Source organism: Deinococcus aerophilus (genome assembly GCF_014647075.1).
Taxonomy (GTDB): Bacteria; Deinococcota; Deinococci; order Deinococcales; family Deinococcaceae; genus Deinococcus; species Deinococcus aerophilus.
Map to the genome: position 1 here is coordinate 52,712 of NZ_BMOM01000014.1, position 20,321 is coordinate 73,032.

Consider the following 20,321-nt stretch of genomic DNA (forward strand, 5'->3'; position numbering starts at 1 on the left):
ACGCCCCACCCGTTTCACGGGAAACTTGACGGTGAAACAGGAGGGCAAGGATTTTGGCGACATTTGATGAAGGCCTGCTGCTGGGCATCTTGATCGGCGAGGGACACTTTGGCGGCGACGGCAAACAGCCACAGGTCACCCTGCGCATGCACACCCGCCACCTGCGGCTGTTTGAGACGCTGCTGCGGCTGTGCCCCGGTTCCAAGCTGTATGGCCCCTACGAACACGGGGGACGGCGGTATTACCAGTGGATGGCCCGCGGAGAGGTGCTGCGCGAGACCCTGCTGCCGATTCTGGAGCGCCTGCCCCTGCAGGAAATTGATGCCCACGTCTACGAACGCTACAGCGAGATGAAGCTGCGGTACGGCCTGTGAACGCCCGGATCCTGGACCTGCTACGGCGGGGCGCAGATGAACTTGGCGTGGACGTGGAGGCCAAGCTGCCGCAGTTTGGTCAACTGCTCGAACTGCTGCAGCAGGGCAATGCCCGCTTCAACCTGACGGCCCTCAAATCGGAGGAGGACATCGTCCTCAAGCATTTTGTGGACTCCCTGAGCTGTCTGCGCGGCGGGTATTTCACCGCCTCAAACCGCGTGCTGGATCTGGGAACCGGAGCAGGCTTTCCTACGCTGCCTCTGGCCCTGGTGCGGCCCGACCTGCGTTTTACGCCGGTGGATTCCATCCGCAAGAAAATTGGCTTTGTCGCGGAGACGGCCCGGGCGCTGGGCCTGGACCATGTGACGCCCCTAGTGGGCCGTGCCGAGACCCTGGGACGACAGACCGAACACCGCGCCGCCTATGACCGGGTGGTGGTCCGCGCCGTGGCCGCCCTGCCCATTCTGGTGGAGCTGGCCCTGCCGCTGCTACGTGAGGGCGGACTGCTCGTGGCCCAGAAAGGCCCGATAGGAGAAGACGAACTGAATGCTGGACGGCGTGCGGCCGGCGAGCTGGGGGGGCGGGTGCAGGTGGTGGATCCGTTTGGCCTGCCGCTGTCGGGCGACGCCCGGACCCTGGTGGTGGTCGAGAAGCTCCGGCCCACCCCCGAGAAGTACCCCCGGCGCGAGGGCGTTCCCAATGCCCAGCCGCTATTCTGGAAAACGAAGTGAGGTCACGACATGACAACAGGCCAGTGGAAGCGACGCGGATGAGCGGCGGAGAGGGGCCGGAATGAAGGTGCTTGGTCTGGTCAATCAGAAGGGGGGGGTGGGCAAGACCACCACCGCCATCAACCTCGCGGCATATCTGGCGGCGGGCGGGCGGCGGGTACTGCTGCTCGACATGGACCCGCAGGGCAATGCGACAAGCGGGCTGGGACTGCGCGGCGCCGAACACGGCCTGTACGAGGCCCTGGGAGAGCCCGCCCGCGCCGCCGAGTTCACGCGGCCCACCGAGCAGGCGGGGCTGGACGTGCTGCCCGCAACGCCGGACCTCGCCGGGGCGGGCGTGGAACTCGCCGACGACCCGGACGCGCTGGGCCGCCTGCTGGCGAGCATCCACGGTTACGATCTGGTTCTGGTGGACGCTCCGCCCAGCCTGGGGCCGCTGACCGTCAACGTGCTGGCCGCCGCCGACGCCCTGCTGATTCCACTGCAGGCCGAGTACTACGCGCTGGAAGGCTTGGCCGGCCTGATGGAAACGGTGGAGCGGGTGCAGGGAGGCCTGAATCCGCGCCTGAAGGTGCTCGGCGTGGTGCTCACCATGTTCGACGGCCGCACCAATCTGGCCCAGGAGGTCGAAACCATGGTGAGGCGCCACTTCGGAGATCTGGTGTTCTGGTCAGTGATTCCGCGCAACGTGCGGCTGTCCGAGGCCCCCAGCTTCTCCAAACCGATCAACGCCTTTGCCCCGCTGTCCAGCGGTGCGGCGGCCTACAAGCGTCTGGCGGAGGAGGTGATGGCCCGTGTCGAAAAAAACTAGCCTGGGCCGTGGGCTTGATGCCCTGCTCGCCCGGCCTGCGGGTGAAGCGGCCGCAATGGTGGGAACGCCCACCAGCGGCGCACAGACCCTGGACATCACGCGGATTGTGCAGGCGGCCTACCAGCCCCGCCAGGTTTTCGAACCCGAGTCGCTGGCCGAACTGGCCCAGAGCATCCGCGAGAAGGGCGTGCTGCAGCCGCTGCTTGTGCGGCCCCGCGGCGAGGCTTTTGAGATCGTGGCGGGAGAGCGGCGCTGGCGGGCCAGTCAGCTTGCAGGGCTCACCGAGTTGCCGGTCATCATCCGTGATCTGGGGGACCGTGAGGCGCTGGAAATCGCCATCGTGGAAAACCTGCAGCGCGAGGACCTGGGACCGCTGGAAGAGGCGCGCGCCTACCAGACGCTGCTGGATCAGGGACTGAATCAGGAGGGAGTGGCGCGGGCGGTGGGCAAGGGCCGCAGCACAGTGTCCAACGCCCTGCGCCTGCTGACGCTGAACGAGGCCGCTCTGCGTGCGCTGGATTCCGGCAAGATCAGCGCCGGGCACGCCCGCGCGATCCTGGCCCAGCCGGACGGCGACCGGGCCTGGGCGCTGGAGCAGATCACCGCACGCGGACTGAGCGTCCGGGAAGCCGAGGCCCTGCGGCGCGGCGCCCGCCCGGCCGGCTCCGACTCCCAGCCCATCAAGGTCAATCCTCCGCGCACCTACCGCCAGCTGGAGCTGGACCTGAGCCGCCGCACCGGCACCCGGGTCCGCATTACCGGTGAGGACCGGGGGCGCGTGGAACTCGCCTACGCTTCGCGCGAGGAGCTTGACCGACTGCTGGGGCTGCTCGGCTTCGAGGCCGAGGAATAGAGCGCCGCGCGGCAGGGGAGAACAGGGGAGGAGAGGAGCGCTGGTCCGTCACACGGGACCAGCGCTCAATCGCTGTTCAGCAGACCTTGAGCCTCACGCGCGATCATCCACTCCTCGTTGGTGTTGATGACCAGCGCAGGTGGGCTGTCCGGCGCAGTGATGATGCCGGGATGGCCGCGGACTGCCCGCCCGTTGGCTTCCTGATCCACAGCAAACCCAAGGACCCTCAGCCGTGTCAGGGTGGCGGCCCGCACCGAGGCACTGTTCTCGCCGATACCGCCGGTAAAGACCACGCCGTCGAGCCCACCCAGCGATACGGCCATGGCGGCAATGGAGCGGGCCAGCCGGTTCACGAAGATGTCGATGGCCAGCTGCGCCTGGGCGTGGCCGCGTGCCGCCGCCTCTTCCAGCTCACGCATGTCGTTCGTCAGCCCCGACAGGGCGAGCAGGCCGCTTTCCCGGTTGAGGGCCGCCGTGACCTCAGTCAGGCTCAGGCCCGCCTGACGCGAGATGTAGTCGTGCAGCCCCGGGTCGACGTCGCCGCTGCGGGTTCCCATCACCAGTCCCTCCAGCGGCGTGAGGCCCATGCTGCTGTCCACGCTGCGCCCGCCCAGGACGGCGCAGACGCTGCAGCCGTTGCCCAGATGGGCGGTGACCAGCTTCAGCTCCGTCAATGGGCGGGCCAGCAGCTGCGCCGCCTCGGCCGCGACAAAAGCGTGGCTGGTGCCATGAAAGCCGTAGCGGCGAACTCCGTGCTGGCGATACCAAGCCTCTGGCACGGCATAGCGGTAGGCGACCTCGGGCATGGTCTGGTGGAAGGCCGTGTCGAAGACAGCCACCTGGGGCAGATCCGGAAAGGCGCGGATGGCCGCCTTGATGCCGGCGATGTTGGCTGGGTTGTGCAGCGGAGCCAGCGGCACACAGGTGCGGATGGCCTCCAGAACCTCGGGCGTGATGAGTGCCGGGGCGCTGAAACGCTCGCCCCCATGCACGACCCGGTGGCCCACCGCCCGCAGCTGACCCCACAGGCCCAGCCGGCCCAGCTCGGCCAGCACCAGATCCAGCGCCTGTGCGTAGCTGCCTCCCTTGAGGGCATGCGTCTGCCGCTCGCCACCGCGGTCCATCCGCATTGAGGCCGCCTCGCTGCCCAGCCGCTCGGCCAGTCCCGACAGCCGCACCTCACCGCTGCCCGGATTGACCACGGCGAACTTCAGGCTGCTGCTGCCGCTGTTGAGAACCAGAATCCACATGCCCGCATTCTTTCAGACCCGTCTGGTCTTGGGGATTGCCGGTGCCCAGCGTTCTTTCAGGTCCAGCGTTCCGCGTGCCTGGGAAATCAGCGCATCCGGGTGAGCCGCCGCACCTCGCCCAGGCCCTCAACGTGTTCCAGGCGCAGAATCGGGGCGTCCGGGTAATCGGCGTACAGCCCCTCGCCCCACTCGATCACGCTCAGGCGGCTGTCCGCGATCAGGTCCTCCAGGTCCATCTCATACAGCTCCTGCACATCGCGGACGCGGTAGGCGTCCACATGCAGCGCGCGGCCCGACGGAGTCGGGTAGGCGTGCATCAGGGCGTAGGTCGGGCTGGTGACGGGCCCGTCAAAGCCCAGCGCACCGATCAGCCCTCCGGTCAGGGTGGTCTTGCCGGCGCCCAGCTCGCCTTCCAGGAACAGCACCGCGCCGGGCGACAGTGCGGGCACCAGGGCGGCCCCCAGGGCGCGTTGTTCGTCGGGGCCCTGCAGGTGCCGGACCTCTCCCACCTGCAAGAGGTCTGCCAGAGTGTGCGCGCGGGTCATCACCGCCCATGCTAGAGCAGGGCCCGCCAACTTGCCCCCGGCTCAGCGGGGCGAACGGGTAATTTCCCAGCGCCCTGCCGCGTGCCGGGCTTCCCAGCGCTCACCGGGACCGCTCAGCGTCAGCTCGGTGAGGTTCAGGTCCCCGGCCAGCGCAATCAGCTGCAGCAGAGGGGCAGGCAGCGGCTCCTGCTCGCCGCCGGACAGCTGGCCTCCCTGGAGGGTCCAGGTCTGGACACCGGTGCCGGCGATGGTCTGCGGCGCGGCGGGCCACGCTCCCTCGGCCTCGCCTCCGAGCTCGAACACGTCGAGCAGTCCATTCAGGGCTTCGTTTCCGAAGGAGGCCGTGACTTCCTGCGCCGCGCGGTGCTCGGCCTGGGCCTCGGTCAGCAGGGCCTCGGCGTCGCTCAGGGTCTGGGCATAGCGCTCCTGGGCCGCGCGGCTCATCGTCCCCAGCCGGCGCTGGGCGCGCAGGGTATCGGCCAGGCGGCCCAGACGCTGGATGGTCTCTCCGGCGAGGTCACGGACCGCGTCATACTCGGCCACCACGCGGTCGGCGCGGGCATCGAAGCTCTCGCGCTCCTGGGCCGCGGCGCCCCTGCGGCGTTCCAGCACCGCCCACAGGGTGTCGAGGTCCACGGCGGCGCCCGCAGCCAGCTGCGTCTGCGCCCAGTCCAGCAGGGGGGCCAGCTCGGCGGCGGCGCCGGGAATGTCGCGGGCCGAGCGCTCGATTTCGCGCAGTTCACGCTGGAGGCCCAGACCGCCCTCGCCGCGCTTGAGGGCGTCCAGCGTGCCACGCAGCTCGTGCAGTTCGTCATTGGCGAGGTTGCCGCCGTCCAGCAGGTGCCGCGCGGCGTCCAGGGCCACGCGCACGTCGGCGCCGGCGTCCAGGCCCGCGAGCTGCTGTTCCAGACTGGTCAGCTGCGCACGCTGCTCGGTCAGGACGGTGTCGCGCACCATGCGCAGCGACTCGCGCCAGCTTTCCACCGCGTCGGTCGTGAGCTGGCCGGCGGCGGCCTCGCCGCGCAGTCCCGCCTGACGGTCGCGCAGGTCGGCGCGGGCCTGCAGCAGCGAGGCGAACTCGCGGTCCAGCGCGTTCAGGACGCCCTGAATGTGTTCCTGTTCCAGGGCGAGCACCCGGGCCTGGGCTTCCGGATCCAGGGACGGATTGCCCGGCATCCCCTGCACCACCGAGGATTCCAGCAGCTTGCGCAGGCCGTAGGTCAGGGTACGGGCGCGCTCGACCTCTCCGGGCAGCAGCGTGCCCTGCTGCTGGGCCTCGTCAATCTGGACAACCAGGGCGTCCAGGCGGCGCACCTCGCGGCCGCCCATGCCCTGCACCCGCGTCAGGGCGGCGCGCAGCTCGGCAAGGTCCTGTGCCTGCGCGACCAGTCCCTCCTGCAGGCGGCGGTCCATCTGCGCGACGAGCTCCTGTCCCTCCTGGACCAGCGCCCCGATGTCGCGCCCCTCTTCCTCCTCCTGGCGGGCAACGCTCAGGATGCCGCGCAGGCGCTGGGTCTCGGGCCAGTCGAAATACAGCGAGAACCGGCGGGCGCTGTCCTCCAGGGGCAGCAGCGAATGCTCGACCGTGCTGGCGGCCGGGCGCTCCTGGCTGGTCTTGAGCAGCTCGTCGAGCACCTCCGACACCCGGCGCTTGGCCAGGGGGGCGGGCACGCTGAGCTGCAGCCGCTTGAACACCTCACGTTTGAGGATGTCCTCCAGGGCGGCGGCGTCCAGCTGGGCGGGGGTGGTGCCGCGGGCCCCGGCGGCGTCCTGCAGGATGCGTTCCAGCGCGCGCGGCGAGACCAGATCTCCCAGCATCTGAACGGGCAGCCGGTGCAGGCCGGAGGCTGCCATCACAGGTCCTCATCCCAGTCGAGGCTCTGGCTGGCGGGAATGGCCGGATCGGCGCGGCGGCCCAGAAGGCCGAACTGCTGGCACAGTCCGCGGAAGCCGTAGGCGCTCAGTCCGATGGCCAGCGCCGAGAGCAGCGCCCACACCGGCAGGGCGTAGGTGCCCTGGGTCAATGTGAGGTTGCTGGCACCGCGCAGCGCCCCCACCCCGGCCACGTCGCCGATGGCACCCAGCAGGCCGAACAGCCCCTCCAGGAACACCGGCATCAGCAGCAGGGCCAGCCCCACCGCAATGGCCCGCCAGTACGGATTGCGCCCGCCGAAGGCCAGGTTCAGCAGGTACAGGGGAACGGCGCACAGTCCGGCCAGCAGGGCAAAGACGAGCACGCGCAGCCAGCCGCTGAAGGTGCGTGAAACGCCCAGCGAGGCGCGGTCCAGCGCACTGATCTCCTCGCCCGCAGCGCGGCGTTCCAGGTTGCTCAGGCCACCGATCAGCGCCTGCACGTCTCCGGGCCGCAGGGGGCTGCGGGTCTGGGCCGCGTTCACGTCGGCAACCAGCGCGTCGTAGCCCTGGGCCGTGCGCAGCGCCGCCGGCACCCTGGCCAGGGCGGACTGGGCCTGCGTCAGCTGTCCGCGCGCTCCCACCGGGTCGCCGTGACCGGCGGCCGAGAGGGCCCGGCCCAGCGCGGAGTACACGGCGGCCGTCCGGTCTGTGCCGGTGGAGGGAGCCACAGCCGGAGAAGCCGCTGGGGGTGGTGCCGGCGGGGTCACCTGATTTTGCGGAGATGTGGCGGCCGGAGTCACCGGGGAGGGAGCGGCGGGAATGGTGGGAGGCGTCGCTCCCGGCGCCGTGCTCGCGGCGGCTTCACCCGTTGCATGGGTGGCCGGAGCGGGGGCGCTGGTGGAAGCCGGGGCCGAGGCCAGCGAACTGGCCAGCGTCTGGGTGCCCTGCCTCAGGGTGGTCAGCGAAGTGTTCAGCGCCGCGGTGTCTCCGCCGGTGAGCTGCCGCAGCGCGTCGCCGAACTGCGAAACCTTCAGGCCCCCGCCGGACGCGGCGTCCTGCACCACCGTGAACCAGCCCGTGGCGCGGGCCAGGTTCAGATAGGAGGCGGGCGTCTGTTCGGGCCGGCTGGCAGCCAGCGCCGCCGAGACCTTCTGGACCGCTGCGCGTTGCAGGCGCCACGCGACCCGGGGCAACTGCCCGCCCGCGCTGTCGGCCTTCAGGGCCGTGGTGGCCTCGTTGCTCAGTCCGAATTCGCGGGCGAGCAGCCCCAGCTGGGTCGGGGTTCCCTCTGGCGTGCCCCCCGACAGACCCGCGAGGGTCTGGTCGTACAGCGCGCGGCGCATCAGGCCGCGGGCGAGCAGCACCTGCGCTTCCAGTTCGGCGGGCGTGCGGGCCAGTGCGCCGCGCGCTCCTTCCAGCGCTCCGCGCAGGCCGGTGGTGAGCTGACGGTTGCGCAGCGTCGGCTCCAGCCGGGTGAAGGCGGCCTGCGCCGCGTCGAGCTGCGCCAGCGCCGCTCCTGCCGAGTTCGCCCGCGCCCGAACCGCCGCGTCCAGGCTGGCGGCCAGGGCGCTGTAGGCCTCCAGGCTCTGGGCCTGTGCGGAGGGGGCCGTCATGCCCAGGCCCAGGGCGCCGAGCAGCATCAGTCTGTGAACACTTGAACGGATCATGCCGCCACCTCTAGGCCCTGCAATTCCACCAGCAGCCGGCCCACATTGGCCTGTGCTCCTGCCGGCGTTCCCACCACCACTGCCACACAGTACCCGCCCAGCGGGCGCATACACACCGTCCGTGCTCCCAGGTCGGCCGACATCAGCCGCAGGGTGCGTCCCCGGAACAGCATGGCCGTCGCGGCGACCACGCCCCCCATTCCCGAGGCTTCCTGCAGGCTCCGGGCCAGCAGCACCTCGCCGTTAGCGCGGCACAGCATCACGCCCTGGACCCCCGAGAGCCGCGCCAGATCACGCAGCAGTTCTTCCTGCCCGGCGGCGTGCGTCAGGTCGTAGCGGCGGCCCGGGGCGTGGCCATAGTCGGGGTCGTCAAATTCGAAGTCGTCTACCCCCAGCTCCGGTTCGTCCCAGCCGGCGTCGGACAGTTCGGTACCCTCGTCCCAGGCCGCCTGGGGCAGCGCCCCGGTGAACAGGGTGGGGGCCTTGGGGTACTGCGTCTCCAGTTGCCGCGCCAGAGACAGCAGTTCCTGGCGTGCGCGCGCCTGCGGCAGGACCGCCGAGAGCCGCGTCAGCAGCGGCCCGGACAGCACCCGCTGCATGTCCTGGGCCGTCAGGGTGTCCGGGCTCAGGTGGTTCTCGCGCAGCAGCGCCTGCAGCATGGTCTCTGCCGCCCGCGCCGAGACAACGCCCGACAGGGCGCGGACAGTCATGGTGTACACAGCGTTGGTCATCGGTAACCTCAAGCGAGGTTAGCCGGGGGCCACTTACACTTTTGTCTCACGCTGGGGCGTTCAGGCCGCCGCCGGCCCGCCCGTGTTCCACCGGAGCGGTCTGGCCCACGGTACGGGCCACCTGGCTCCTGTGCGCTGCTTGCTATACTCTCCGGCGCACGCGCTTGCCCACCGCGGACGCGGACTGCGCCTGCGCCCCTGAACCTGCACTCGTAGCTCAGTTGGATAGAGCGGCCCCCTCCTAAGGGGCAGGCCACTGGTTCGAATCCAGTCGAGTGCACCACATACAGAACAGCAGAACCTCCCACCATCCGGCTGGGAGGTTCTGCTGTTTGATGTTGCAGCGGTGGAACCGGGCCGGGACTGGCCTGCCCTTACATACCCAGCAACTGCCGGTACCCGGCCACGATGCTGCCGCCCCAGATCAGTGCCACCACGGCGCCCAGCGCCAGGTAAGGGCCGAACTTGACGCGGTTCTCGCGCCGCAGGGCGAGCCCCACCACGCCCAGCACGGCTCCGGCGAACACGGCGATCACCAGCGCCACCAGCAGGCGCTCCCAGCCCAGGAAGGCCCCGATCACGGCGGCCAGCTTCACGTCGCCGAATCCCATGGCGCTGGCGTCGTAGGGTTCGTCTGCCGCGTCGGCCTCGGTGCCGGGCCGGTGCCTCCACCACCAGTACAGACCCGCGACCAGCGAGACGGCGCCCGCCGCCGCCAGCGATCCCTGCACCATCAGAATCAGGCCGGGGCCGATGCCGGCGCTGCCGATGACGACGCTCAGGAGCAGGCCGCCCAGGGTCAGCAGCTCGGGCACGCGCACCACCCGGCGCGCGAGCAGGTTGGCTCCTGCCGAGAGCAGGCCCACTCCCGCACCCCACCACGGACCCAGCCACGCTCCGGCAAGCAGGCCCAGGCTGATCTGCTGAAAGCCGATGGGGTACTCGGGATACTCCCGCTCGCGCAGGCGCCGCAGCACCCACGAGCCGTATTGGTTGATGGCGACCAGCAGTCCGGCTCCGAGCAGCGCTCCGTTCACGGAGGCCGCAAGGTCGGGCAGACCGCTCACGCCGGCACGGGTGTTCAGCACCCCGAACAGCAGTCCCAGCGCCACGCCGGGCAGCGTGAGCTCATCGGGAATGGTGTAGGTGTCGAGGTCAATGGCGCTGCCCACCAGCAGCAGCGTGAACAGCACCATCAGGCCCAGCGCGCCCGCTCCGTACACGGTGAGGGGAAACAGCGCCGCGATGGTGGCGTAGCCCAGGCCAGTCAGGGCTTCCACCACCGGATACCGGGACTTGATGGGGGCGCGGCAGTAGCGGCATTTTCCGCCCAGCGACAGCCAGGAGAACAGGGGCACCAGATCGGTGGCCCCCAGCCGGTGGTCACAGCCGGGGCAGTGACTGGGCGGAAAGGCGATGTTCTCGCCGCGGGGCAGCCGCCAGATCAGCACATTCGAGAACGAGCCCACCAGCAGGCCGAACACCCCGGCGAACACCACCAGCAACAGGTCGAGACTCACGTGCGGAGTCTAAGCGTCCCTTCCTTACAAATTTGCCTCTGCGCGCCTGCGGCTCCGGAGGCTTCCTGAGCCCGCAAACCGCGGCCCCAGATACCCCGAACCGCGCCGAACACCGTCAGGGAGGGTGTCCAGGAATCCACACCAATCCGCTCGACTTTAGCTCCCGGAATGGGTAAAATGGGCAGGTAAGTAGGAATCATTCTCAAATAGAAGTGCCATCACAAGGAGTCACATGACCACAGCAGATCCGTCCAGCCAGCCCCACCAGATCGAGATTCGCAACCTGCACGCCTCCGTGGGCGACCTGCCCATCCTCAAGGGCATCAACCTGACCATTCCGCGCGGCGAACTGCACGCCGTGATGGGCCCGAACGGCAACGGCAAGAGCACGCTGGCCAAGGTCATCGTGGGCGATCCCGAGTACACCGTCACCGAGGGCGAGGTTCTTGTGGACGGCCAGAACATCCTGGAAATGGAACCCGACGAGCGCGCGCGCCTGGGCGTGTTCCTGGCATTCCAGTACCCGGTCGAGATTCCCGGCGTGACCATCGCCAACTTCCTGCGCCTGGCCATGCAGGCCCGCAAGGCCGAGGGCGAAGAGGTCAGCTTCACCGAGTTCTACGGCAAGCTCCAGAGTGCCCTGAAGACCCTGGAGTGGGACGAGAGCATCGTCGAGCGCTACCTGAACGCGGGTTTCTCGGGCGGTGAGAAGAAGCGCAACGAGATTTTGCAGATGCTGATGCTGGAGCCCAACTACATCATCATGGACGAAACCGACAGCGGTCTGGACGTCGACGCCCTGAAGATCGTCTCCAAGGGCGTGAACTCCATGCGCGGCGAGAACCTCGGCGGCCTGATCATCACCCACTACCAGCGCCTGCTGGACTACATCGTGCCGGACCGGGTCCACATCATCGTGGACGGCAAGGTCGTGCAGAGCGGCGGCCCCGAACTGGCCCAGAAGCTGGATACCGAAGGCTACGACTGGGTCAAGGAACTGGCGCTGGCGTAAGTCGGCCGGGGGAGGGTGGGCCAGTTCCCTGAGGTCCTCCCACTCCCTGGCGTTTCGCCCTTTTCGCCCCCCGAGCACCCCCGAGGAGTACCCCATGACCATCAATCCCGAAGTCAAAGACATCAACAACGGCTACGAATACGGCTGGAGCAACCCCGAGAAGTACGCCATCAAGGCCCCCAAGGGCCTGCGGCGCGACGTGGTCGAGATGATCTCCAAGGCCAAGGACGAGCCGCAGTGGATGCTCGATTTCCGCCTCAAGGCGCTGGACATCTTCAACTCCAAGCCCATGCCCGAATGGGGCGCGGACCTGTCGGGTCTGAACCTTGACGAGATCTACTACTACATCAAGCCCGAGGGCATGAACGCCCGTTCCTGGGACGACGTGCCCGAGGACGTGAAGAACACCTTCGAGCGCCTGGGCATCCCCGAGGCCGAACGCGCCGCCCTGGCCGGGGTGGGCGCACAGTACGAATCCGAGATGGTGTACCACAACCTCAAAGAGGAGTGGGAAAAGCTGGGCGTGGTCTTCCTGAGCATCGAAGACGGCCTCAAGGAATACCCCGAGCTCTTCCGCGAGCACTTTGCCACCATCGTGCCGCCCGAGGACAACAAGTTCGCGGCCATCAACAGCGCGGTCTGGAGCGGCGGTTCTTTCGTGTACGTGCCCAAGGGCGTCAAGGTGGACATTCCCCTGCAGACGTACTTCCGCATCAACGCCGAGAGCAGCGGTCAGTTCGAGCGCACCCTGATCATCATTGACGAGGGCGCGCAGGCGCACTACATCGAGGGCTGCACCGCCCCGGCGTACAGCTCCGATTCCTTCCACTCCGGCGTGATCGAGATCGTGGTCAAGGAGGGGGCGCGTTTCCGCTACTCCACCATCCAGAACTGGAGCCACAACGTCTACAACCTCGTGACCCAGCGCGCCGCCGTGTACGGCAACGGCGTGATGGAGTGGGTGGACGGCAACCTGGGCAGCAAGGTCACCATGAAGTACCCCGCGTGCTACCTGCTCGAAGAAGGTGCGCGCGGCGAGGTCCTGAGCATCGCGATGGCCGGGCGCGGACAGCACCAGGACGCCGGGGCCAAGATCGTTCACTTTGCGGCGAACACCAGCGGCTCGATTGTTTCCAAGTCCATCTCCAAGGACTCGGGCCGCAGCAGCTACCGGGGTCTGGTCAAGATCTACGAGGGTGCGCGCAACGCCAAGACCAACGTGGAATGCGACGCCCTGCTGCTTGACGAGGAAGCCCGCACCGACACCTACCCGTACATCGAGATCGAGGAAAAGACCGCCCGGGTGGGCCACGAAGCCACCGTGTCCAAGATCAACGACGAGCAGATCCTGTACCTGCAAAGCCGTGGTCTGAGCGAGGACCAGGCGGCGGGCCTGATCGTGCGCGGCTTTATCGAGCCCATCGCCAAGGAGCTGCCGCTGGAATACGCGGTGGAACTCAACCGTCTGATCGAGCTGGAAATGGAAGGCTCCGTCGGCTGAGGTCCAGGGTGCCTGTCCGGAGCCCCTCCTGAGCGGAGCCCCGCTTCTGGAACGCACTGTTTCTGAAGCGGAGGCCACGTCCCGGGGTGGGGCACACCGGGTGCCCACAGGCACATGGTGGGCCTGCGTCTGCCGGGCTGCCCCGAAGTTTGAACGGCCTGAAAGGTGCCGTGAGGAGCTGGTTTGAAACTCAACCACATCAATCTGGGCGTGACCGACGTGCCCGCCACTGTGGAACTGTTCCAGACCTACTTCGGGCTGCGTCCGGCGGGCGGGGGCATGCCCCTGAACGAGCGGATGGCCTTTTTGCGTGACGACGCCGGTTCGCTCATCTCCGTGTTCAAGGCCAGCGACGTGACCTACCCCAGGGTCTTTCACATCGGCTTCCTGCAAGACACGCCCGAGCAGGTGCGGGCCATCTACCAGCAGCTCACGGACGGTGGCTATAGCATCCCGCCTCCCAGCGAGAACCATGGGCGGCTGACCTTTTACTTCGATACACCGGGCGGCTTCGTGGTGGAAGTCGAATCCTTCCTCGGCTGACCCCGCCCTCTCTCCCCCTTTCGGAGATCCCATGACACAACCCCTCAATGAACATCTCTCCGCCCACACCGGCCCCGAGTGGCTGACCGCCAAGCGCAAGCAGAGCTTTGACCTGTTCGACAGCCTCGAAGTGCCGCACAGCGGCGTGGAAGCCTGGAAATACACCCAGGTGGAAATTGACTTTGGCAAGCTGCGCCCCCACCCCAAACGCGACGTGGTGTCCGACGTGTCGCAGCTGCCCGACAGCGTGCAAAAGCGCCTGCAGGGCACCGACGTGGGCGCCTTCCTGGTGCTTGACGGGCCGGATGTGGTGTACCGCACCGAACTGCCGGCCGAACTGACCGCCAAGGGCGTGATCTTCACCGATCTCAAGACGGCGGTGGAACAGCACGCCGACAAGGTGCAGCAGTACCTCTACAGCGTGGTGCCCGCTGAAGTGCCCGACGACACCACCATCGCCGCCCCCGGCACCACGCCGAGCAAGTCGCCCGACCCCAGCGAGGGCAAGTTCTCCGCGCTGGCGGCCGCGCTGTGGAGCAACGGCGCGTTCGTGTACGTGCCGCGCGGCGTGGAGGTGGAGCTGCCGCTGGGCTCCTTCCGCGTGATGAGCGAGGCCGGCACCTTCACGGCGACCCGAACGCTGGTGGTGGCCGAGGAGAACGCGCAGGTTACCTTCATTGACGAGCAGGACTCCGAGGAACTGCCCGGCACCTACGCGATCGGCGCGGTGGAACTCGTCGTGAAGGACGGCGCACGTCTGCGCTACGTGTCCATCCAGAACTGGGGCAAGGGGGTGACCCACATCCAGCGCCAGCGCGGGGACGTGGCCAAGGACGCGACCCTGAACAGCTTGGTCGTGACGATGGGCGGCACGCTCTCGCGCACCGAGATGCAGAGCTATCTGCGCGGCCAGGGGTCGAGCAGCGAGATGCTCGCGCTGTACTTCGCCAACGAGGACCAGCACTTCGACCATTACACCCTGCAGCACCACGCCGCGCCGAACGCCTACAGCGATCTGCTGTACAAGGGCGTGGGCGACGATCAGGCCGTGGGCGTGTTCTCAGGCATGATCAAGGTGGATCTGGGTGCCCAGAAGACCGATGCGTACCAGAAGCACCGCACCCTGATGCTGTCCAGCGAGGCCCGCAACTTCAGCGTGCCGCAGCTGGAGATCAACGCCAACGACGTGCGCTGCTCCCACGGCTCGACCACCGGCCCGGTGGACGCCGAGTCCATGTTCTACTTGGGATCGCGCGGCATCCGGCGGGAGCTGGCCGAGAAGATGCTCGTCACAGCCTTCCTGGAAGACGTTCTGGGGCGTGTGCCGCTGCAGAGCGTCGTGAAGTACATCGAGGGCATCATCGCCGAGAAGGTGGGCGCCGCCTGAGCCCCCACGCTTAACCGCGCCGACGGACTGCGCCGCCAGCCTTGCTTCATGGAGCTGGTGGCGCCTGTGTTTTAAAACCCCAGGGGGAGGAGTTCAGGGGTCAGGCCGGTTCCTGGTTCCATCCGGGCACCCGTTTAATGCGTTCCCGCGCCGCCACCACATCCGTATGTTCCGGTCGGCACACATCTCAGTCCCGACCCCCAGCGTAGGCCCCGATCACCAGCAGGTCGGGGCTGGCGCCGTCGTTGCGGTGTCCCGTTCCAGCCGGGAGCAGAACAACGTCACCGCTTGTCAGGTGCAGCGACGTGCCCCCCTCGCCGCCCAGGGTCACCCGGACCTGACCGCGTACCACCACCAGCACCTCGTGGGCAGTGGAGTGGTAATGGTGAAAGGCATAGATGCCGTTGCGCCAGGCCCCGGTCCAGCCGCGTGCAGCCAGATACTCCTCGATCTGGTCGGGGCTATGTTCCGCCAGCGCGGCGCGGTACAGCACGGCGGGCCGGGAGTTGTTGGGCACCACACCGCCGGCAGGCAGCGTCAGCTGTTCTGGAACACGTGCGGCCATCTGGATAGGGTACCGATAGCAAAGAGGCGCCCGGATGAAGGCGGCTTTCAGGACTGAAGATACCCGGCGGTCAGTTGCCGGGCAGGGCCTGGGCCATCTGCAGGTATGTGGCAACCACCGGCTCGATGCTGGCCGCGTAGGCCAGCATCTGGGCATCCTGGCCGAAGGTGAGGTGGGTCCTGATCAGATGCAGGGAGGGTCGTCTGACCTTCTTGTACTCAGCGTCAAAAGCGGCCCCGGACAGGGTGGCGAGCTTGTTTCCGAGCAGGCGGGATGCCGACGGTGGCGAACCTGGACCCGGCTGCCGTCGCAGTGTCCTGCCCACTTTCTGGCTAGCATGGGCCATGGGTCTGGGTCTTCATCCGGGATTGCGTTCGCGTGGCCGCCGTTGCATCAAACAGGACGGTCATGCGGGGCGCTAGGGGACTGGCGCTGCTCGTCGGGGCGGTGGGCCTGGGCCTGCTGCTGGCCGGATGCTCGGAGGTCCGCTACCTGGCACAGGCGGCCGGCGGGCAGCTGGACCTGCTGCGCCGGGCCCGGCCGGTGGCGGAGGTGCTCGCCGACCCCACCACCGACGCCGGGGTGCGCCGCAAGCTGCAGCTCGCTTCGGATGTGCGGGCGTTTGCCCTGCACGACCTGGGCCTGCCCGACCACGGCTCCTTTCAGAAGTATGTGGACGTGGGGCGACCCGCGGTGGTCTGGAACGTCTTTTCTGCTGCGCCCGACAGCATCCAGCTGCAAACCTCCTGCTTTCCCATTGCGGGTTGTGTGGGCTACCGGGGCTACTTCCATGAGGCAGACGCGCGGGCCTACGCCGATCAGCGCCGCGCCGCCGGCGACGACGTGAGCGTGGGAGGCGTCAGTGCCTACAGCACGCTGGGATACCTCAATGACCCGGTGCTGTCCACCATGCTCGCTGCCTCCGACGCCACCGTGATCCGCACGGTCATTCATGAGCTGGCCCATCCAGCGCTGTACGTCAAGGACGACACCGTATTTAACGAGTCCTTTGCCACGGCGGTGGAGGAGGCGGGTATGCGCCGCTGGCTGGCCGCGCACGGCACCCCCGGGTTGCGGGAGGCCGACCGGCTGGCCCAGCACCGCGCGGGGGGGTTCGAGGCGCTGTTGCTGCAGACCCGCGGCGAGCTGGAAGCCCTGTACGCCCGGTCCCTGCCCGCCCCGGAGGTCCAGACCCGCAAGGCAGCCATTCTGGCCGACCTGAACACCCGCTACGTGGCCCTCAAAGACAGCTGGGGCGGCTACTCGGGTTACGACGGCTGGTTTGCGCGGGGAGCGAACAATGCCTCGCTGGGGGCGGTGGCGGCCTACGCAACCCTGGTACCGGAGTTTCTGGCACTGTTGGACCGCCACGGGGGGAACATTCCCGCTTTTGTCGAGGCGGCCCGGGCATGTGCCGCACAGTCCGCCGCACAGCGGGCCTCGTGTCTGCGCGGGGAATAACTGCCCCCGCCGTTCATCTCACCCGGGTCCGCACACCTGCCTTCTAGGCCGTGCTGCTCGGGGCCGTGACGCCCGTATCTGAACATGTTCGGGTTCTCCGCCGCCGGATACACCGGGCAGCCGGGAGCGCCGCGTCCGCACAGGGAATTGCGGCCGGTCTTCCCCGGTCTGCACCGGTTTCCCGGACAATTCACTTTCCCCGCGGTTACGCCCGGGCCGCCAGCGCCGCGCGCGCCTCGGCTTCCTCGTTCCACGGCAGGGTCTCGTCGGTGCGTTCCAGGGTATCTTCTGGCCCCTTGCCGGCCAGCAACACGGTGTCGCCGGGCCGCGCGGCCGCGACGATGTGCCGGATGGCCTCGCGCCGGTCGCCGATGGAGGTGAAGTTGTCCCGCCCCGCTTCCCGCGCGCCCCTTTCCATCTCGGCGAGGATGTCGGCCAGCGGCGTTTCGCGGTGGTCCTCCTCGGTGAAGACGGCGTGGTCGGCCAGCCGGGTCGCCACCTCTCCCAGCGGCGCACGCTTGCCCGGATCGCGCCGGCCCCCGGCCGAGCCGATCAACACCCACAGGCGGCCCGGGGTGGTGGCCCGCAGCATCTCCAGCACTTTTTCCAGGCTCGGCGGCGTGTGCGCGAAATCCACGATGACGCGCGGAGCGTCGGCGCCCGCTGCTACCCGCTCCATGCGCCCCGGGACGCCCCGGAACGCTGCCAGCCCGGCGAGCAGCTGTTCCAGCGTGGCTCCGCACCACGACGCTGCCGCCAGAGCAGCCAGCGCGTTCGCCACATTGAAGCGCCCGATCATGGGCAGATGGGCGTCTGCCTCCCCCTGGGGCGAGTGCAGGCGAAAGTGCAGCCCGTCCGCCGTCTCGCGGACCCCGGTGGCCCGCCACCCGGCTTCGGCGCCCGCAGCGCTGTAGGTCGTTTCCTGCGGAGCGACGCCGCGCAGCTGCGCCGTCCACGGATCGTCCGCGTTCAGCACGGCGAAGGGAGCGCGCTCGATCAGGCGCCGCTTGTCCGCGAAGTAGCGGTCCAGCGTGCCGTGAAAGTCCAGATGCTCGGCGCTGAGGTGGGTCCAGACCGCCACATCCCAGGCCACGCCGCGCACCCGGTCCAGCGCGAGGGCGTGGCTGCTCGCTTCCAGCACCGCTGCCCGAGCGCCGGCCGTGACCATCTCGCGCAGGGTCGCCTGCACCTGCGGGGCCTCGGGCGTCGTGAAGTGGGCGGGAAAGTGGCGCAGTTCGCCGTCGGGCAGCTCGTAGCCCACGGTGCTGAGCAGACCGGTGGGCAGGCCCGATGCGCGCAACAGATGGCGGGTCAGCCACGCGGTGGTCGTCTTGCCGTCGGTGCCGGTGATGCCCACCACGCGCAGCTCCCGGCTGGGGTGCTGTTCCAGCGCCGCGGCCGCGTCGGCCAGAGCCGCGCGCGCGTCGGGCACGGTCAGGTAGGGGAGCGCCGCGGTCTGTCCGTCCGCCATTCCCTCGCCGATCACGGCAACCGCGCCCCGCTGCGCCACGTCGCTCAGGAAACTGTGGCCGTCAAAGCGCGCTCCGCGAATCGCCACGAACACGAAGCCCGGTTCGACCCAGGCGGCGTTGTGGGTCACGCCGCGCACCGGCAGGTCGGGCAGGGTGGAGCCCGGGGTGGGGGAGACGTTCAGGGCGGCGGCGAGGGCGGGCAGGCGCATGCCCAGGAGAGTAGCAGCCCACGTGAAAAGCCCCCGCTGAATCTGGCGGGGGCCTGGGTGTTGCCGTGGTGTTTGCGGGGAGGAGCCTACAGCGAGATCAGGAAGGGATCTTCCAGCGCCTCGGCGATGAAGCGCACGAAGCGGGCCGCGTCCGCGCCGTCAATCAGACGGTGGTCGTACGTGAGGCTCAGGGGCAGCATGTTGCGCGGCTCGAACTCGCCCTTCTCGCGGTTCCACACCGGCTCCATGCCGCCGCGCGAGACGCCCAGAATGGCCACCTCGGGGCTGTTCACGATGGGCGTAAAGGCGTGGCCGCCGATGCCGCCCAGGTTGGAGATGGTAAAGGTCGCGCCCTGCATCTCGTCGGGTTTGAGCTTGCGCTCGCGGGCCCGGCCGGCCAGCTCACTCAGCTCCAGCACGAGTTCGGTGATGCTCTTGCGGTCGGCGTCCTTGACCACGGGGACCAGCAGCCCCACCGGGGTGTCTACCGCCACGCCGATGTTCACATAGTTCTTGAACACGACCTGCTCGGCGGCCAGGTCCAGGCTCGCGCCGAACTTGGGGAACTGGCGCAGGGCGTTCGCCACGACCTTCATCAGGATGTGGGTCATGGTGAGCTTGCCGCCCGCCTTTTCCACCCGCGCGCCGAAGCGTTTGCGGGTTTCTTCCATGGCGGTCACGTCTGCCTTGTCAAAGTGGGTGACCATCGGGATGGTGGACCACGAGGCGGTCATGGAGCGCACGGTGGCCTTGCGGATGCCGGACATGTCCTCGCGCTGGACCGTACCCCACTTCTCGAAATTGGGCAGCGGAGCCGTCCCCGCCGGGGCCGGAGCTGTGGCTGGAGCGGCTCCGGCTGCGGCAGGCGGCTGGGTGGGCGTTCCGGCGCTGCGGCGCACGTCCTCCTCGCTGATGCGGCCGGCGATGCCGCTGCCGTGAACGTCGTGGATGTCCACGCCGATCTCGCGCGCCAGCCGCCTCACGCTGGGCGCGGCGGGCACCACCGTGCGCCCATCGAAGGTCTGGGTGTTGTAGGGGCGCTGCGCGCCGGGCGCCTGGGTGGTGGCCCCGGCCGCGGCGGGCAGTCCGTCGTGGGCGTGGCCCGCAGCGGTTTGTGGCGCCGGCTGCGCCTTCTGGGCGGCCTGCTGTCCCTGGGCGACCCTCTGGGCCGTCCCGGCATCTGCGGCGGTGGCGCTGGACTCCGTCGCCGCCGCTTCGTTGCCCCCGCCCTGGGCCGGACTCCCGCCCAGCGTGAGGATGGTGCCGCCCACCTTCACGGTGTCGCCCACCCCCACCGCAATGCTCTGCACCGTACCGCCCGCGCCCGCAGGCACCTCGATGACGGCCTTGTCGGTCTCGATCTCGATGACCGGGTCCCCTTCCTTGATGGTGTCGCCCACCTTGACGAGCACGGTGACCACCGTGCCCTGCTCGATGTTGTCGCCCACGTCCGGCAGGGTCACGGGAGTGCTGCCCCCGGCGGCAGGAGCCGGCGCGCTGGGTTGCGGCTGTTCGGGAGCCTGGGGCGCCGCGGCTGCCGGTATGGACGCCTTCTGTTCGGGCGCAGCCTGCTCGGATGCCGGAGCCTGGCCTTCACCGCCCAGGGTCAGGATTACGCCGCCCACGTTCACGGTGTCGCCCACGCTGACCTTGATATCCTCCACCGTGCCGCCGGCGCCCGCAGGCACCTCGATGACGGCCTTGTCGGTCTCGATCTCGATGATCGGGTCGCCCTCATTGATGGTGTCGCCGGCCTTGACGAGCACGGTCACAACGGTTCCTTTCTCGATGTTGTCCCCCACGTCGGGGAGTTTCAGTTCTGTCGCCATGGAAGG

At 68.7% G+C, this 20,321-nt stretch carries 19 protein-coding genes and 1 tRNA gene; 10 read left to right on the forward strand and 10 right to left on the reverse strand.

Going from position 1 to position 20,321, the window contains the following annotated elements; translation table 11 throughout:
- The first annotated feature begins 53 nt into the window (after positions 1 to 53).
- The 4 genes from IEY21_RS09970 to parB all read left to right on the forward strand — a co-directional run bounded on the left by IEY21_RS09970 (position 54) and on the right by parB (position 2,769).
- The gene (locus IEY21_RS09970; protein ID WP_188903965.1) at positions 54 to 374 is read left to right on the forward strand and encodes a hypothetical protein; all 321 of its coding nucleotides are present in this window, start codon (positions 54 to 56) and stop codon (positions 372 to 374) included.
- Positions 371 to 1,105 (forward strand): 16S rRNA (guanine(527)-N(7))-methyltransferase RsmG, encoded by a 735-nt coding sequence (gene rsmG, locus IEY21_RS09975; RefSeq protein ID WP_188903967.1) that lies wholly within the window; start codon positions 371 to 373, stop codon positions 1,103 to 1,105. The genes IEY21_RS09970 and rsmG overlap by 4 nt, the downstream gene beginning before the upstream one ends.
- Positions 1,106 to 1,166: 61 nt before the next feature.
- Positions 1,167 to 1,916: a ParA family protein gene (locus IEY21_RS09980; RefSeq protein WP_188903969.1), complete on the forward strand. Its 750-nt coding sequence runs from the start codon at positions 1,167 to 1,169 to the stop codon at positions 1,914 to 1,916.
- Complete coding sequence (gene parB, locus IEY21_RS09985) at positions 1,900 to 2,769, forward strand: ParB/RepB/Spo0J family partition protein ParB (RefSeq protein WP_188903971.1); 870 nt, start codon at positions 1,900 to 1,902, stop codon at positions 2,767 to 2,769. The genes IEY21_RS09980 and parB overlap by 17 nt, the downstream gene beginning before the upstream one ends.
- Before the next feature lie 65 nt (positions 2,770 to 2,834).
- Here the strand turns inward: parB and IEY21_RS09990 are convergent, their stop codons facing one another.
- From IEY21_RS09990 to IEY21_RS10010, 5 genes are all read right to left on the reverse strand, one after another.
- Complete coding sequence (locus IEY21_RS09990; protein ID WP_188903973.1) at positions 2,835 to 4,019, reverse strand: acetate kinase; 1,185 nt, start codon at positions 4,017 to 4,019, stop codon at positions 2,835 to 2,837.
- An 86-nt stretch (positions 4,020 to 4,105) separates the two neighbouring features.
- Complete coding sequence (gene tsaE / locus IEY21_RS09995) at positions 4,106 to 4,564, reverse strand: tRNA (adenosine(37)-N6)-threonylcarbamoyltransferase complex ATPase subunit type 1 TsaE (RefSeq protein WP_188903975.1); 459 nt, start codon at positions 4,562 to 4,564, stop codon at positions 4,106 to 4,108.
- Positions 4,565 to 4,606: 42 nt separating this feature from the next.
- Complete coding sequence (locus IEY21_RS10000) at positions 4,607 to 6,418, reverse strand: coiled-coil domain-containing protein (RefSeq protein WP_188903977.1); 1,812 nt, start codon at positions 6,416 to 6,418, stop codon at positions 4,607 to 4,609.
- Entirely contained in the window at positions 6,418 to 8,085 is a 1,668-nt protein-coding gene (locus tag IEY21_RS10005) for a hypothetical protein (RefSeq protein ID WP_229753019.1), read from the reverse strand. Before IEY21_RS10005 ends, IEY21_RS10000 begins: the two co-directional genes overlap by 1 nt.
- Entirely contained in the window at positions 8,082 to 8,816 is a 735-nt protein-coding gene (locus tag IEY21_RS10010) for a roadblock/LC7 domain-containing protein (RefSeq protein ID WP_188903979.1), read from the reverse strand. The genes IEY21_RS10005 and IEY21_RS10010 overlap by 4 nt, the downstream gene beginning before the upstream one ends.
- A gap of 206 nt (positions 8,817 to 9,022) precedes the next feature.
- On the opposite strand from IEY21_RS10010, the gene IEY21_RS10015 reads away from it, so the two are divergent.
- Positions 9,023 to 9,099: transfer RNA gene (locus IEY21_RS10015), tRNA-Arg, on the forward strand.
- A 91-nt stretch (positions 9,100 to 9,190) separates the two neighbouring features.
- Here the strand turns inward: IEY21_RS10015 and IEY21_RS10020 are convergent.
- Positions 9,191 to 10,336 (reverse strand): prepilin peptidase, encoded by a 1,146-nt coding sequence (locus tag IEY21_RS10020; protein WP_188903981.1) that lies wholly within the window; start codon positions 10,334 to 10,336, stop codon positions 9,191 to 9,193.
- 232 nt (positions 10,337 to 10,568) lie between these two features.
- Here IEY21_RS10020 and sufC point away from each other — a divergent pair, with 232 nt between their 5' ends.
- The 4 genes from sufC (at position 10,569) to sufD (ending at position 14,779) form a co-directional block, all read left to right on the forward strand.
- Complete coding sequence (gene sufC, locus IEY21_RS10025; protein ID WP_188903983.1) at positions 10,569 to 11,348, forward strand: Fe-S cluster assembly ATPase SufC; 780 nt, start codon at positions 10,569 to 10,571, stop codon at positions 11,346 to 11,348.
- 94 nt (positions 11,349 to 11,442) lie between these two features.
- Positions 11,443 to 12,849 carry a Fe-S cluster assembly protein SufB gene (sufB, locus tag IEY21_RS10030; RefSeq protein WP_188903985.1) on the forward strand — a complete coding sequence of 469 codons (1,407 nt, stop codon included), beginning with the start codon at positions 11,443 to 11,445 and terminating at the stop codon, positions 12,847 to 12,849.
- Between the two features lie 183 nt (positions 12,850 to 13,032).
- Positions 13,033 to 13,392 (forward strand): VOC family protein, encoded by a 360-nt coding sequence (locus IEY21_RS10035; protein WP_188903987.1) that lies wholly within the window; start codon positions 13,033 to 13,035, stop codon positions 13,390 to 13,392.
- A 31-nt stretch (positions 13,393 to 13,423) separates the two neighbouring features.
- Positions 13,424 to 14,779 (forward strand): Fe-S cluster assembly protein SufD, encoded by a 1,356-nt coding sequence (gene sufD, locus IEY21_RS10040; RefSeq protein WP_188903989.1) that lies wholly within the window; start codon positions 13,424 to 13,426, stop codon positions 14,777 to 14,779.
- 187 nt (positions 14,780 to 14,966) lie between these two features.
- Here sufD and IEY21_RS10045 read toward each other — a convergent pair whose 3' ends face one another.
- Positions 14,967 to 15,344, reverse strand: a complete 378-nt coding sequence (locus tag IEY21_RS10045) for a cupin domain-containing protein (protein WP_229753020.1) — start codon at positions 15,342 to 15,344, stop codon at positions 14,967 to 14,969.
- Positions 15,345 to 15,414: 70 nt separating this feature from the next.
- On the reverse strand, positions 15,415 to 15,669 hold the full coding sequence (locus tag IEY21_RS10050) for a DUF4142 domain-containing protein (RefSeq protein ID WP_188903991.1): 255 nt from the start codon (positions 15,667 to 15,669) through the stop codon (positions 15,415 to 15,417).
- A gap of 83 nt (positions 15,670 to 15,752) precedes the next feature.
- Here IEY21_RS10050 and IEY21_RS10055 point away from each other — a divergent pair, with 83 nt between their 5' ends.
- Positions 15,753 to 16,805, forward strand: coding sequence for an aminopeptidase (locus IEY21_RS10055; RefSeq protein ID WP_188903993.1), 1,053 nt, complete (start codon positions 15,753 to 15,755; stop codon positions 16,803 to 16,805).
- A 205-nt stretch (positions 16,806 to 17,010) separates the two neighbouring features.
- Here the strand turns inward: IEY21_RS10055 and IEY21_RS10060 are convergent, their stop codons facing one another.
- A complete protein-coding gene (locus IEY21_RS10060) occupies positions 17,011 to 18,486 on the reverse strand; it encodes a UDP-N-acetylmuramoyl-L-alanyl-D-glutamate--2,6-diaminopimelate ligase (protein ID WP_188903995.1) in 1,476 nt (491 codons plus the stop codon).
- A gap of 86 nt (positions 18,487 to 18,572) precedes the next feature.
- A complete protein-coding gene (aceF, locus tag IEY21_RS10065; protein ID WP_188903997.1) occupies positions 18,573 to 20,315 on the reverse strand; it encodes a dihydrolipoyllysine-residue acetyltransferase in 1,743 nt (580 codons plus the stop codon).
- Positions 20,316 to 20,321: the final 6 nt, after the last annotated feature.

Bases quoted from the DNA above. Each gene is read 5' to 3' on its own strand.
- IEY21_RS09980 (WP_188903969.1), top strand. From the start codon at position 1,167: ATGAAGGTGCTTGGTCTGGTCAATCAGAAGGGGGGGGTGGGCAAGACC.
- IEY21_RS09990 (WP_188903973.1), bottom strand. From the start codon at position 4,019: ATGTGGATTCTGGTTCTCAACAGCGGCAGCAGCAGCCTGAAGTTCGCC.
- tsaE (WP_188903975.1), bottom strand. From the start codon at position 4,564: ATGACCCGCGCGCACACTCTGGCAGACCTCTTGCAGGTGGGAGAGGTC.
- IEY21_RS10000 (WP_188903977.1), bottom strand. From the start codon at position 6,418: ATGGCAGCCTCCGGCCTGCACCGGCTGCCCGTTCAGATGCTGGGAGAT.
- IEY21_RS10005 (WP_229753019.1), bottom strand. From the start codon at position 8,085: ATGATCCGTTCAAGTGTTCACAGACTGATGCTGCTCGGCGCCCTGGGC.
- IEY21_RS10010 (WP_188903979.1), bottom strand. From the start codon at position 8,816: ATGACCAACGCTGTGTACACCATGACTGTCCGCGCCCTGTCGGGCGTT.
- sufC (WP_188903983.1), top strand. From the start codon at position 10,569: ATGACCACAGCAGATCCGTCCAGCCAGCCCCACCAGATCGAGATTCGC.
- sufB (WP_188903985.1), top strand. From the start codon at position 11,443: ATGACCATCAATCCCGAAGTCAAAGACATCAACAACGGCTACGAATAC.
- sufD (WP_188903989.1), top strand. From the start codon at position 13,424: ATGACACAACCCCTCAATGAACATCTCTCCGCCCACACCGGCCCCGAG.
- IEY21_RS10045 (WP_229753020.1), bottom strand. From the start codon at position 15,344: ATGGCCGCACGTGTTCCAGAACAGCTGACGCTGCCTGCCGGCGGTGTG.
- IEY21_RS10055 (WP_188903993.1), top strand. From the start codon at position 15,753: ATGCGGGGCGCTAGGGGACTGGCGCTGCTCGTCGGGGCGGTGGGCCTG.
- IEY21_RS10060 (WP_188903995.1), bottom strand. From the start codon at position 18,486: ATGCGCCTGCCCGCCCTCGCCGCCGCCCTGAACGTCTCCCCCACCCCG.
- aceF (WP_188903997.1), bottom strand. From the start codon at position 20,315: ATGGCGACAGAACTGAAACTCCCCGACGTGGGGGACAACATCGAGAAA.